Below are 12,066 nucleotides of genomic sequence, written 5' to 3'. Positions count from 1 at the left end.
CTTTTTCACTACAAGCGTCGCTCTTACAATCACAGTAAATTTTTATTTAGGGGGATCTACATGAATCAAACAATCGGGAGAATTGAAGAAATTTCATTTTATAGCGCATCACTTCAAGAAGATGTTACACTTCTCGTTTACTTACCGGTAAATTACACAGCACTGCACAAACATACAGTGGTAATTGCACAAGATGGTAGAGATTATTTTCAGCTTGGTAAAGCGCACCGTGTAATTGAGCGTCTTCGTGAAACTGAAGAAATTGACCGTACAATTATTGTCGGTATTCCATATAAAAATGTACACGATCGTAAAGAAAAATATTTCCCAAATGAAGTGAAAAACGCTGCATATATCCGTTTCCTTGCTCATGAACTTGCACCATATATCGATGAAAATTATCCAACGTACCAAATGGGAAAAGGTCGTGTGTTAATTGGTGATTCTCTTGGCGGGACAGTTTCCTTTATGACTGCACTTATGTATCCGCATACATTCGGTAAAGTCGTTATGCAATCACCATTTGTTGATGAAACAGTGATGAACTTAGCAAAAGACTTCAAAAATCCGGAGGCGCTAGAACTTTATCACGTCATTGGGACAGAAGAAACAGCTGTAAAGCGCACGGATGGACAAGTATCTGATTTCGTACAGCCGAACCGTGAGCTCAATACGCTTCTGACAGATAGAAATTTCATCACGCATTACGAGGAGTTTGAAGGTAACCATACGTGGAAATATTGGCAAACTGATTTACCGAAAGCCTTCTCTCATATTCTATCAATGAAATAATAGAGAGCAGTATTCAGAATAATTTGATATAATAGATGAAGAGAGTTTTTTTCTCAAAATCTAACTAGACTTACAAAGGGAGGAATTGGAACATGAAATTAGGCATTGTAATTTTTCCATCTAAAATGATTCAAGATAAAGCGAACGGATTGCGTAAACGTTATGATCCGCACTACGCATTAGTTCCGCCACACATTACATTGAAAACACCCTTTGAGACGCAAGATGAACAATTAGAATCGATTGTAAAAGAGTTACATAAAATCGCAAGTAAAACGAACCCTTTCACCCTTCACGTCGGAAAAGTTGGTTCATTCGCACCTGTTAATAATGTTCTTTATTTTAAAGTAGAAAAAACACCTGAACTTACTTTCTTAAATGAAGAAATGCATCATGAATTCTTTACACAAGAACGCGAATACGCTTTCGTACCTCATTTAACAATTGGACAAGGCTTATCAGATGCAGAGCATGCTGATGTATTAGGTCGATTACGTATGAAAGATTTCTATTATGAACAACCAATTGATCGCTTCCACCTTCTATATCAATTAGAAAACGGAACATGGACTGTACACGAAACATTCCACCTTGGAAAGGGGAACAACTAATTTGCATGCACAGATCGTACAAACGGACGAACAACTAAGAGACGCATTCTCTGTACGTAAGCAAGTATTTGTGAATGAACAACAAGTGTCTGCTGAAGAAGAGTATGATGAGTTTGAAGAAATTTCAACACACGTTGTTATATATGATAATGATGTTCCAGTTGGTGCTGGTCGTTTTCGCACCATTGATGGAATAGGAAAAATGGAACGCATTTGCGTACTAGCTTCCCATCGTAAAAAAGGCATTGGAAAAATTGTTATGGATGCACTTGAAGCGTATGCGAAGGAAAACTCGCTATCAAAATTAAAGCTGCACGCCCAAACACATGCTGAAGATTTCTATAAGAAACTTGGATATGTAACGAATTCTAATGTATTCATGGAAGCAAATATTCCTCACATCGTTATGATAAAAGAATTGTAATTTGAAAACAGGAGGTATCCCCTCCTGTTTTTTACATTGCTATTTTCTTTTTCTTCCGCTAAAGTTAAATGTTGATGCTATAGTTTTGAAGGTGAATATATGACACAAGAAAAATTTTCACAAAAATCATTAACGCACGCTGATATTCCGCGTGCAACATATCATATTCCGAAAACATCTACCCATTTAATTATGGAAGAAGATGCAGATGCAGCGTATTTCCGCGCTCTCGAACAACAAAATGTATTTTTAAATGAAAAACAATTAGAAGCCGTGCGAACGACAGAAGGCCCTGTTCTTACATTAGCTGGTGCTGGAAGCGGGAAAACATCTGTTTTAACAACCCGCGTAGGTTATTTAGTAAATGTAAAACAAGTTCATCCGCGCAATATTTTATTACTTACATTTACACAAAAAGCAGCTGAAGAAATCCGAAACCGTGTAGCAAATTTACCAGGTATGAATCGTGCAGCAAGTAGCTACGTTGTTGCTGGTACATTCCACTCTGTCTTTTTAAAATTGCTTCGTAGTCAAGGATATAATCAGCAAATTTTAGCAAACGAAAAACATAAACAAATTATGATAAAGAAAATTTTAAAAGAGTTACGCTTAAAAGACGATTATGATGCTGAAACGATGCTCGCTATGATTTCACTTGAGAAAAACAAATTGAATCGTCCAAAAGATGTAAAAACAACAACACCCGTTGAACAAGAATTTAAAGAAGTATACGAGCGTTTTGAAGAAGTAAAACAACGATATAATTATATTGATTTCGATGACATCCTATTAGAAACATATTATATGTTAGAAAATAACGCTCCTTTGCTTACCCAATTACAACAACGTTTCCACTATATTGAAGTAGATGAGTTCCAAGATACATCGTATGCACAATATGAAATTGTAAAATTGTTAGCCACGCCAAGAAATAATTTATTTATCGCAGGTGATGACGACCAGGCGATATACGGCTGGCGAGGAGCAAGTCACCAAATTATTTTATCTTTTCCAAAAGAATTTGATAACACTACTATTATCGCACTGAATACAAATTATCGATCCAATCCTTTTATCGTCGGACTTGGAAATGAAGTTATCAAACTAAATCAAGAGCGTTTTGATAAAGAGCTATATTCTGTGCGCGAAGAAGGTGTACAACCTTTTTACGCAAGACCTGCTACGACTCTTGATGAAGCAAATCAAATTTTGCAGCTCATTCAAGAAAAAGTAGAGAGCGGCGAACGAAACTTTAAAGATTTTTGTTTACTGTATCGCACACATTCTGTAAGCCGTTCGTTACTTGATCAGCTTACCATTCATAAAATCCCGTTTATTAAGCACGGGGCGAGTCAATCATTTTATGAACATTCTTTAATTAAGCCTGTATTAGATCATTTAAGACTGGTGATTGAACCGTTTCGATTAGAATCACTTTCAAACATATTGCCCACGATGTATATCGGGCGTGATGATTGTATTTCATTTATTGAACGTGAACAATGGAAGTATGGTGAGGGGCGCTTCCCTTCTCTTCTTCATTTCTTATTATTAAATCCAAGCTTAAAACCTTTTCAAGTGAAAAAGGTAAATGAGCGTATCGATTTTATTAAATTTATAAAAGAATTAGAACCGAAAAAAGCATTAAAAGAAATTATTCATGGTAAAGGAAAGTATTTAGAGTACTTACAAAGTAACGATCGTTCTTCCTTTACAATGCATAAAGATATACAAGAAGAAATGTTAGAAGAATTAATGGAGTCTGCAACTCGTTTCACCGATATTCCAGCATATTTACAATTTATTGATGAAGCAATTCAAGGTCAAAAAGAAATGGAAGCATTAAAAACAATGCCGGAAAAAGATGCTGTTTCGCTTATGTCTATTCATAACGCAAAAGGCCTTGAATTTCCATGCGTCTTTTTACTTGGAGCGAGCGATGGTATTCTCCCTCATACTTCTTCTTTAAAAGATGCAAATGATCGTGTTACAGAGACGTCTGAAGCTTTAGAAGAAGAACGTCGACTGCTTTATGTCGCCATTACACGTGCGAAAGAAGAACTTTACATTTCCTCTCCGCAATTTTTTAGAGGAAAAAAATTAGATATCTCTCGTTTTTTATATACTGCGCGAAAAGATTTACCTGAAAAGACATCCACTAAATAAGGATGTCTTTTTTTATATTGCATGATGGACATCCCTACTATATAAATTCCCTGTTTTTATCATTAGAATTAACGTAATATCAACCATATCCCATTCATATTGTAATAGTGTATGTCAGAACTCACGAGAAGGAGTGAACATAATGAGCTGCAATTGTAACGAAGATAATCAACATGATTTTGATTTCAATTGTGTATCAAATGTCGTTCGTTTTATACATGAACTACAAGAATGTGCAACGACAACATGTGGATCTGGTTGTGAAGTTCCATTTTTAGGCGCACATAACAATGCATCAGTAGCAAATACACGTCCTTTTATTTTATACACAAAAGCCGGAACACCTTTTGAAGCATTCGCACCATCTGCAAGCCTTACTAGCTGCCAATCTCCAATTTTCCGCGTAGAAAGTATAGATGATGATGACTGCGCTGTATTACGTGTATTAACTGTAGTTTTAGGTGATGGTACCTCTGTACCACCTGGTGATGATCCAATCTGTACGTTTTTAGCTGTACCAAATGCAAGACTCGTATCATCCTCCACTTGTCTTACTGTTGATTTAAGTTGCTTCTGCGCTATTCAATGCTTACGCGATGTTTCTATATAAAACTGAATACTAATTTAAGCATGGATTGGGTGGCAGAGTTTTCTGCCACCCAATCCATGCTTAAAAGGTATTATTATGTATTTTTCATAAAATTGGGAACTTGTCTAGAACATAGAACCTGTCCTTTTCATTAACTGAAAGTAGAAACAGATAAAGGAGTGAAAAACATGTTCTCTTCTGATTGCGAATTTACTAAAATCGATTGCGAGGCGAAACCAGCTAGTACACTACCTGCCTTCGGTTTTGCTTTCAACGCGTCTGCACCTCAGTTTGCTTCACTGTTTACACCATTACTATTACCTAGCGTAAGTCCAAATCCTAATATTACTGTTCCTGTAATAAACAATACAGTAAGCGTCGGAAATGGCATTCGAATTCAAATAGCTGGTATCTATCAAATCAGTTATACATTAACGGTAAGTCTTGAAAATGTTCCTGCCCCACCAAATGCTGCCCGATTCTTCTTAACATTGGACACACCTGACAACATTATCCCAGGATCCGGGACGGCAGTCCGTGCTAACATTATCGGTACTGGAGAAGTAGAGGTTTCTAGCGGTGTTATTCTTATTAACTTGAATCCTGGCGACTTAGTTCAAATCGTACCAGTTGAATTATTTGGAACTGTAGACATTCGTGCTGCAGCATTAACAGTTGCACAAATTAGCTAGTAAAAAGCGGTATTTCTCCTTTGAAATACCGCTTTTTATATGTATAATAAAAAACACTCACAGTAACATGAGTGTTTCATTCTTCATAGTGTTTTATTGCATTCTTCTTTTTCCCACAATTGCATCCCTTTTTCTTCACAAATCCTTGTTGCTGTAATTGTTCTTGATATGCCTGTTGTTGCGCTTGGTGTTGTTGCTGCATGTGATACCATTGCTGCAGATCATATGAATTTTGCCTTGGATTATTGCTCACAGCAAACATCTCCTCTACTGTCAATTCTGTCTATTTACTATATGAACAACTCTTTATTTCCGTTCCCTCGTTCTTTTAAACTCCGCTTTCTCTCGTATTATAAAGATATATTATTCTCCCATAAAATATCCTGTAATCGTTTCAATAATTGCTGCTGCACCTGCAATAGCTAATAATGCAAGTAACGGCTCTGCAACGATAGGGATCCAATTATATAAAACTAATAAAAAAGCACTAACCCACACACCTGTACACCAATAACAGCTTAATAATTCGCCAAGCCACTTTCTTAATCCTTTACCTTTTACTTTTGTAAAAGTTGATACACTTCCATCCGGCTCTGTAATCTCTAATTCGTCAATAAACGGTCTTCGCAAAAAAGCTGTAATTTTATCATATACAATTAAACGGGTGAGCCTAAAAGCAGCTAACGCGAAAATAAAAAATAAAAGCCAACTTGTAAACAGCATGATTCCACCTTCCCTTATCTTCTTTCGCCTATTTAAAAAAAAAGGTCTTGAGATTGTGACCAAATCTCCTCCACTCCAATATCTTATTAATGTAAATACAAACAAGAAGATAAGGAGTGACATTAATGAGTTGTAACGAAAATAAACACCATAGCTCTTCTCATTGTGTAGTTGACGTTGTAAAATTCATCAATGAATTACAAGATTGTTCTACAACAACATGTGGATCTGGTTGTGAAATTCCATTTTTAGGCGCACACAACACGGCATCAGTAGCGAATACACGCCCTTTTATTTTATACACAAAAGCTGGAACACCTTTTGAAGCTTTCGCACCATCTGCAAGCCTAGTTAGCTGCCAATCACCAATTTTCCGTGTAGAAAGTGTAGATGATGATAGCTGTGCTGTGCTACGTGTATTAACTGTAGTTTTAGGTGACGGTACTCCGGTACCACCTGGTGACGATCCAATTTGTACGTTTTTAGCTGTACCAAATGCAAGATTAATATCGACAACTACTTGCCTTACTGTTGATTTAAGCTGTTTCTGTGCGATTCAATGCTTACGCGACGTTTCTATCGTAAAGTAAACTAAAAAAACTATTGAGGTGGTAGAAGCTTTCTACCACCTTTACATATTTAAAAGCCGGCCATACTAATCGATTGGATATCATCTATAGACAACCTAATATCTCTCATGCTATTTTGTGGCATAATGGATACAATGCCATTACGATACGATATGATTGATCCAATATAAGAAACGGTAGCCGTTTTTATTCTGCACCTTACTTTAGGAATGTAATGAGGACGGTTTAATAAAAAATGAATTTTTTCATCATTATTCATATCCTTAAATGATTTATTATACGGGACAGTTCTCACTGACTCTTGCTGCTCTTGTACTTGTTCCTCTTGTTCCTCTTCTTCTATTTCTTCCACTTGCTGCTCTTGTTGTTCTTGTTGTTCTTGTTGTTCTTGTTGTTCTTGTTGTTCTATTACCTCTTCCACAGCACTACTTACAGCATTTTCGTTTTCATTTCTATTACTTTTTTCTCTTCGATCCTCATTTTCAAAGTTTGTTAAGATAATCCTTTTTATTTTCGGTGCAGCAAGTTCCAAACTTACTTGCGCAATATATAACAACGGTTTTCCAACTGTTGAACTTTTATTTTTATTCTTCACACTCGTCCCTCCCACTTCCATACGTAGCTAATTAAATCGTGTACTATTATAGTTATATTCATAACGTGGTAAGAACTTTCGTTAAAAATCGTTCTTTCTAAGAACAAATAAAAAGGACAATCTCAACATATAGAGATTGTCCTTTAAAAATTAATATTATATTTATCCTAGGATATGATACCCTGAATCAACGTGAATGTTTTCTCCTGTTACGCCGCGTGCTAAATCACTGAATAAGAATACTGCTGTATCCCCAACTTCTTCTGGAGTTGTTGTACGACGAAGTGGTGCGCGCTCCTCAATTTCTCTTAAGATTGAGTTAAAGTCACCTACACCTTTTGCAGATAACGTACGAATTGGTCCTGCAGAAATAGCGTTAACGCGAATGCCATGTTGGCCTAAATCGTTAGCTAAATATTTCACGCTAGCTTCTAATGAAGCTTTCGCAACACCCATAACGTTATAGTTTTTCACAACGCGCTCGCCGCCAAGATATGTTAACGTTAAAATATTTCCGCCTTCTGTCATTACTTTCTTCGCTTCTCTTGCTACAGCTGTTAAAGAGAATGCACTAATATTTTGTGCAAGTAAAAATCCATCGCGAGAAGTATCTACAAATTCACCTTTTAAATCATCACGATTTGCAAAAGCAATACAGTGTGCAACACCGTGAATTGTACCAACCTCTTGCTTGATTGTTTCAAAGCAAGCTGTAAGTTCTTCATCATTTGTTACATCACAAGGTAATACAAGTGATTCTTGTCCTTCTAATGTGTCCGCTAATTCACGAACGTTTCTCTCTAAGCGTTCTCCTGCATATGTGAATATTAATTTTGCACCTGCATTATGCAAAGAGCGAGCAATTCCCCACGCAATACTTCTTTGGTTCGCAACGCCCATAACAACGAATGTTTTCCCTTGTAATAGTTCCATGATATATCCTCCCAGAATTGCTTATACTTGTTATTAGTACCTGATACTATAATTATAGTACCATAAAACCTCTTAAAGGCAAACAAAAAAGTCATTAACTTAAATTTTGTTAATGACTTTTTGTTTCTATAAAAAAACGCTCTAATCCTTCTTCCCAAGAAGGCATTTGTGAAAAACCATTTAATCGTAGCATGTTATGTTGGAAAATAGAATATTTCGGTCTCGCTGCCGCTGATCCAAATTCTTCGGTTGAAACAGGTAATACATTCACTTTCATATTTGCATCCAAAAATATTTTTTTTGCAAATTCAAACCAAGAACATGAACCTCTATTTGACACATGATACGTACCGTATAAAGAAGTATGAATGAGCTTATTAATCATTACATTTAAATCCGCCACATAAGTAGGAGAACCGATTTGATCTGCTACAACAGATACTTCTTCTCTTTCTTTACCTAATCGCATCATCGTTTTCACAAAATTATTTCCATACTTACCATATAACCACGATGTACGAACGATAAAGTATTTATTATGTAGCTCTTTGACGAACTGCTCTCCCGCATACTTAGAAGCTCCGTATGTATTTATCGGCGCCGGATTATGAAATTCATCGTATCCCTCTGGTCTATCGCCCTGAAATACATAATCAGTACTGATATAAACTAACTTCGCCCCTACTAATTGTGAAGCAACCGCTACATTTCGAGCTCCTATTGCATTTATTCTATACGCAATATCTTGTTCTGTTTCTGCATGATCAACCTTCGTATACGCTGCACAATGAATAATGATGTGTGGCCTTATTTCTTGTACCACTTGCTGCATTCGGGATATATTTGTTATATCTAGTAACTTTTTATCAAATGGATATATGTCGTATTCTTCAGGATTTAACTCTTCTTGTAGTTGCTTTCCCAATTGACCGTTTGCTCCTGTTATGATAATCCGTTCTTTCATTTATATGCCCCTTACTTTTCTTTTAGTGGTTTCCACCATTCTATATGATGTTTATACCATTCCACCGTTTCTTTCAACCCCTGTTCAAACGTATACTGCGGTTCCCACCCGAGCTCATTCTTCATCTTTTGTGCATCAATCGCATAACGACGATCATGCCCTAAACGGTCTGTAACATACGCAATGTCTTTTTTCGTTTTTCCTAAGAGGGAGATAATTTGTTCCACAACATCTACATTTGTTTTTTCATTATTTCCACCTATATTATATACTTCTCCTATACGTCCCTTATGCAGAACAACGTCAATCGCACTACAATGGTCCGTTACATGTAACCAGTCTCTTACATTTAATCCATCTCCATATAATCGTAATTTTTCCCCTTCCAACGCATTCGTAACCATTAACGGAATTAATTTTTCAGGATATTGATACGGCCCATAATTATTGGAGCAACGTGTTACTATAACTGGTAATTGATATGTTTTATAATAAGATAAAGCTATCATGTCGGCGCTCGCTTTGCTTGAAGAATATGGACTATTTGGAGCTAACGGGGTTTCCTCGGTAAATCGACCTGTTTTCCCTAAAGAGCCGTACACCTCATCTGTTGATACTTGCAGGAGTTTAATATGCGGATATTTTTTTACTAATTCTAATAAGGTGACTGTCCCAATTACATTTGTATCATAAAAAGGAATCGGATTTTCAATACTACGGTCCACATGTGATTCAGCTGCGAAATTTACAATTACTTGCACGTCACGTTCCTTAATAACATGCTCCAGCAGCTCTCCGTTTTGAATTTCCCCTTTTACAAAATAGTAATTCGGATGATTTTGAATAGACTTTACATTATTTAAGTTTCCACTATATGTTAATGCATCGAAATTAATAATTTTATATGTTTCATAGCTTTGTAACATGTAATGAACAAAATTACTTCCAATAAATCCGGCCCCACCTGTTACTAATATATTCATAAACAACTCTCCTACTCAAAAGCTATCTTCACATTCCTGAAGTAACGGTAATATTCGATCTTTGTCAGACAAAATAGGACTTGTTACTGGCCATGGAATTGCTAATTCTTTATCGTTCCAAAGTACCCCTGAGTCATGATCGGCACTATAATACTCATCTACTTTATACATAACAATAGTATGCGGGACAAGTGTACAAAAACCATGTGCAAATCCTTTTGGCACTAATAATTGCCGGTGATTATCCGCACTTAAAATATATCCTCTCCACTGTTGAAACGTTGGTGAATCTTTTCTCAAATCAACGATAACATCATAGATTGCTCCTTGCATAACTTGAATAAGTTTCGTTTGTGCTTTCGGATTTTTTTGAAAGTGTAATCCCCGAATCGTTCCCGCTTCTGCTGAATAAGAAACATTATCCTGTACAAATGAATACGTAACCCCTAATGTTTCTAGCATCTTCTTATTATAACTTTCTGTAAAAAAGCCACGCTCATCTCCAAATAACCTCGGTTCTAACAATTTTGCGTCGGTAAAGTTTGTTTCTACAACTTTCATATTCTCACCTATTCTCCGTTAAACTGTTTACCAAAGTTTATATCCCGTGCCAACGTATTCGCCCTTTGAAGAGAAACATGAGTTCCCGCATCAGTCCACCAACCACTCATTTCATTATAAGTAAGTACCCCTCGTTTTAAATACCAATTATTGATATCTGTAATTTCAAGTTCTCCCCTTGCGGAAGGTTTTAATTCTTTTATATAAGAAAAGACTTTCGAGTCATACAAATAAATTCCTGTCACTGCATAGGAACTTTTCGGTTCTTTCGGCTTTTCTTCAATTTCAATTATTTTGTGGTTTTGAATGTGCGCTACGCCAAACCGCTCCGGATCATCTACAGATTGCAGTAGTACTTTCGCACCTTCTTTTTGATTTACAAACTCTTCAACGTACGGACAAATGTCATCTGAAAAAATATTATCTCCTAATATAACTACCATACGATCTTTCCCGACGAAATCCTCACAAAGCCCTAATGCTTGTGCAATTCCCCCAGCCTTATCTTGCACACGATACGTAAAGGACACACCAAACTCTTGACCGCTTCCTAAAAAACTAACAACATCTCCCATATGCTCTTTCCCTGTAATAATCATAATATCTGTAATCTCGCATTGTTTCAGCCTATATACCGCATGATAAATCATTGGGTAACGTCCAACAGGAAGCAAATGTTTATTCGTTACTTTCGTTATTGGATACAATCTCGATCCAGTTCCACCTGCTAAAATAATTCCTTTCACCCTGCATCTCTCCCTTATGATGGAGATAATATATCTTTATAATGTTCTACAAATACTTTCCGATACTTCTCATATGTATCCGCATCAAACTCATCCCCGTTGTAGTGAATACACCATAAATTTGCTTGATTAGGGATACCAATTAAATAACCCGCCTTTTGAAACTCTAAAGACTGTGACACATCATAAAAGTGAAATCCTTGAAACAAATCTTCTCGCCACGGAATATCATATTGTGTGGCCATTAATAAACCATCAATTGCCTGAACTGACAAAAATGGTTGATTATCATAAAAAATCTGATCTAAATTTAATAATTGATAATTCTGTCTTCTGTATTCAATCACTTTCCCTACTAAATTTTTCCCTTCCCACCATATCCCGTTGCTCGGTAAAAACTGAGCACCAGCTACGCCAATTAAACCAAGTTTTTCATTATCTTGAAAAAGAGATATAAGTGTATACAACATCTCTCGATTAATAAGATATGTATCTTGATGTATATACACTTTGTACTTCGCTGGATATGAAAGGGCTCGATTGTATGCACTCGCCATACTTTGTGCATCTCGTATCGGAAAAATTTGTACGACATAACCAGGGGGAACAAAAAGGTTTCTTATTTGTCTCTCACATTGTTCAAATAGCTCCTCATTATTTATACAAACAACGACTAATATTGTATGATCTTTCATTT

At 36.2% G+C, this 12,066-nt stretch carries 16 protein-coding genes; 7 read left to right on the top strand and 9 right to left on the bottom strand.

Annotated elements, in window-relative coordinates; all coding sequences use genetic code 11:
- The first annotated feature begins 60 nt into the window (after positions 1-60).
- The 6 genes from KZZ19_RS06190 to exsF all read left to right on the top strand — a co-directional run bounded on the left by KZZ19_RS06190 (position 61) and on the right by exsF (position 5,274).
- Positions 61-792 carry an alpha/beta hydrolase gene (locus KZZ19_RS06190; RefSeq protein WP_088095576.1) on the top strand — a complete coding sequence of 244 codons (732 nt, stop codon included), beginning with the start codon at positions 61-63 and terminating at the stop codon, positions 790-792.
- 92 nt (positions 793-884) lie between these two features.
- Positions 885-1,403, top strand: a complete 519-nt coding sequence (locus tag KZZ19_RS06185; RefSeq protein WP_237979862.1) for a YjcG family protein — start codon at positions 885-887, stop codon at positions 1,401-1,403.
- Position 1,404: 1 nt separating this feature from the next.
- Positions 1,405-1,827 (top strand): GNAT family N-acetyltransferase, encoded by a 423-nt coding sequence (locus KZZ19_RS06180; RefSeq protein ID WP_088095574.1) that lies wholly within the window; start codon positions 1,405-1,407, stop codon positions 1,825-1,827.
- Positions 1,828-1,926: 99 nt separating this feature from the next.
- Positions 1,927-3,993 carry an ATP-dependent helicase gene (locus KZZ19_RS06175; protein ID WP_088095573.1) on the top strand — a complete coding sequence of 689 codons (2,067 nt, stop codon included), beginning with the start codon at positions 1,927-1,929 and terminating at the stop codon, positions 3,991-3,993.
- A 142-nt stretch (positions 3,994-4,135) separates the two neighbouring features.
- The gene (gene cotY / locus KZZ19_RS06170) at positions 4,136-4,603 is read left to right on the top strand and encodes a spore coat protein CotY (protein WP_061678757.1); all 468 of its coding nucleotides are present in this window, start codon (positions 4,136-4,138) and stop codon (positions 4,601-4,603) included.
- 167 nt (positions 4,604-4,770) lie between these two features.
- A complete protein-coding gene (gene exsF / locus KZZ19_RS06165; RefSeq protein WP_088095572.1) occupies positions 4,771-5,274 on the top strand; it encodes an exosporium protein ExsF in 504 nt (167 codons plus the stop codon).
- 76 nt (positions 5,275-5,350) lie between these two features.
- On the opposite strand, the gene KZZ19_RS06160 is transcribed toward exsF, so the two are convergent.
- Together KZZ19_RS06160 and KZZ19_RS06155 are read right to left on the bottom strand one after the other, a co-directional pair.
- Complete coding sequence (locus KZZ19_RS06160) at positions 5,351-5,536, bottom strand: cytochrome C oxidase subunit III (RefSeq protein WP_088095571.1); 186 nt, start codon at positions 5,534-5,536, stop codon at positions 5,351-5,353.
- A 101-nt stretch (positions 5,537-5,637) separates the two neighbouring features.
- Complete coding sequence (locus tag KZZ19_RS06155; protein ID WP_237979861.1) at positions 5,638-5,997, bottom strand: DUF1360 domain-containing protein; 360 nt, start codon at positions 5,995-5,997, stop codon at positions 5,638-5,640.
- A 125-nt stretch (positions 5,998-6,122) separates the two neighbouring features.
- Between KZZ19_RS06155 and exsY the strand changes: the two genes are divergently transcribed.
- Positions 6,123-6,587 (top strand): exosporium assembly protein ExsY, encoded by a 465-nt coding sequence (gene exsY, locus KZZ19_RS06150; protein WP_088095570.1) that lies wholly within the window; start codon positions 6,123-6,125, stop codon positions 6,585-6,587.
- A 49-nt stretch (positions 6,588-6,636) separates the two neighbouring features.
- Here the strand turns inward: exsY and KZZ19_RS06145 are convergent, their stop codons facing one another.
- The 7 genes from KZZ19_RS06145 to KZZ19_RS06115 form a co-directional block, all read right to left on the bottom strand.
- Positions 6,637-7,203: a spore coat CotO family protein gene (locus tag KZZ19_RS06145; RefSeq protein WP_237979860.1), complete on the bottom strand. Its 567-nt coding sequence runs from the start codon at positions 7,201-7,203 to the stop codon at positions 6,637-6,639.
- A 141-nt stretch (positions 7,204-7,344) separates the two neighbouring features.
- Positions 7,345-8,115: an enoyl-ACP reductase FabI gene (gene fabI, locus KZZ19_RS06140; RefSeq protein WP_000421885.1), complete on the bottom strand. Its 771-nt coding sequence runs from the start codon at positions 8,113-8,115 to the stop codon at positions 7,345-7,347.
- A 109-nt stretch (positions 8,116-8,224) separates the two neighbouring features.
- Positions 8,225-9,079 (bottom strand): dTDP-4-dehydrorhamnose reductase, encoded by an 855-nt coding sequence (gene rfbD, locus KZZ19_RS06135; RefSeq protein ID WP_237979859.1) that lies wholly within the window; start codon positions 9,077-9,079, stop codon positions 8,225-8,227.
- An 11-nt stretch (positions 9,080-9,090) separates the two neighbouring features.
- The gene (rfbB, locus tag KZZ19_RS06130) at positions 9,091-10,062 is read right to left on the bottom strand and encodes a dTDP-glucose 4,6-dehydratase (protein WP_237979858.1); all 972 of its coding nucleotides are present in this window, start codon (positions 10,060-10,062) and stop codon (positions 9,091-9,093) included.
- A 15-nt stretch (positions 10,063-10,077) separates the two neighbouring features.
- Positions 10,078-10,623 carry a dTDP-4-dehydrorhamnose 3,5-epimerase gene (gene rfbC, locus KZZ19_RS06125; RefSeq protein ID WP_088095567.1) on the bottom strand — a complete coding sequence of 182 codons (546 nt, stop codon included), beginning with the start codon at positions 10,621-10,623 and terminating at the stop codon, positions 10,078-10,080.
- Positions 10,624-10,631: 8 nt separating this feature from the next.
- On the bottom strand, positions 10,632-11,369 hold the full coding sequence (locus KZZ19_RS06120) for a sugar phosphate nucleotidyltransferase (RefSeq protein ID WP_088095566.1): 738 nt from the start codon (positions 11,367-11,369) through the stop codon (positions 10,632-10,634).
- 14 nt (positions 11,370-11,383) lie between these two features.
- Complete coding sequence (locus tag KZZ19_RS06115) at positions 11,384-12,064, bottom strand: glycosyltransferase family protein (protein ID WP_237979857.1); 681 nt, start codon at positions 12,062-12,064, stop codon at positions 11,384-11,386.
- Positions 12,065-12,066: the final 2 nt, after the last annotated feature.

Source organism: Bacillus thuringiensis, assembly GCF_022095615.2.
In the GTDB taxonomy this organism is placed as follows: domain Bacteria; phylum Bacillota; class Bacilli; order Bacillales; family Bacillaceae_G; genus Bacillus_A; species Bacillus_A cereus_AG.
Note: the sequence above shows the minus strand (reverse complement) of the source record. Positions and strands in the feature narration are given on the sequence as shown.

What these genes read in the sequence shown, in the direction of transcription:
- KZZ19_RS06190 (WP_088095576.1), top strand. Translation starts at nt 61, where the DNA reads ATGAATCAAACAATCGGGAGAATTGAAGAAATTTCATTTTATAGCGCA.
- KZZ19_RS06185 (WP_237979862.1), top strand. Translation starts at nt 885, where the DNA reads ATGAAATTAGGCATTGTAATTTTTCCATCTAAAATGATTCAAGATAAA.
- KZZ19_RS06175 (WP_088095573.1), top strand. Translation starts at nt 1,927, where the DNA reads ATGACACAAGAAAAATTTTCACAAAAATCATTAACGCACGCTGATATT.
- cotY (WP_061678757.1), top strand. Translation starts at nt 4,136, where the DNA reads ATGAGCTGCAATTGTAACGAAGATAATCAACATGATTTTGATTTCAAT.
- exsF (WP_088095572.1), top strand. Translation starts at nt 4,771, where the DNA reads ATGTTCTCTTCTGATTGCGAATTTACTAAAATCGATTGCGAGGCGAAA.
- KZZ19_RS06160 (WP_088095571.1), bottom strand. Translation starts at nt 5,536, where the DNA reads ATGTTTGCTGTGAGCAATAATCCAAGGCAAAATTCATATGATCTGCAG.
- KZZ19_RS06155 (WP_237979861.1), bottom strand. Translation starts at nt 5,997, where the DNA reads ATGCTGTTTACAAGTTGGCTTTTATTTTTTATTTTCGCGTTAGCTGCT.
- exsY (WP_088095570.1), top strand. Translation starts at nt 6,123, where the DNA reads ATGAGTTGTAACGAAAATAAACACCATAGCTCTTCTCATTGTGTAGTT.
- KZZ19_RS06145 (WP_237979860.1), bottom strand. Translation starts at nt 7,203, where the DNA reads ATGGAAGTGGGAGGGACGAGTGTGAAGAATAAAAATAAAAGTTCAACA.
- fabI (WP_000421885.1), bottom strand. Translation starts at nt 8,115, where the DNA reads ATGGAACTATTACAAGGGAAAACATTCGTTGTTATGGGCGTTGCGAAC.
- rfbD (WP_237979859.1), bottom strand. Translation starts at nt 9,079, where the DNA reads ATGAAAGAACGGATTATCATAACAGGAGCAAACGGTCAATTGGGAAAG.
- rfbB (WP_237979858.1), bottom strand. Translation starts at nt 10,062, where the DNA reads ATGAATATATTAGTAACAGGTGGGGCCGGATTTATTGGAAGTAATTTT.
- rfbC (WP_088095567.1), bottom strand. Translation starts at nt 10,623, where the DNA reads ATGAAAGTTGTAGAAACAAACTTTACCGACGCAAAATTGTTAGAACCG.
- KZZ19_RS06115 (WP_237979857.1), bottom strand. Translation starts at nt 12,064, where the DNA reads ATGAAAGATCATACAATATTAGTCGTTGTTTGTATAAATAATGAGGAG.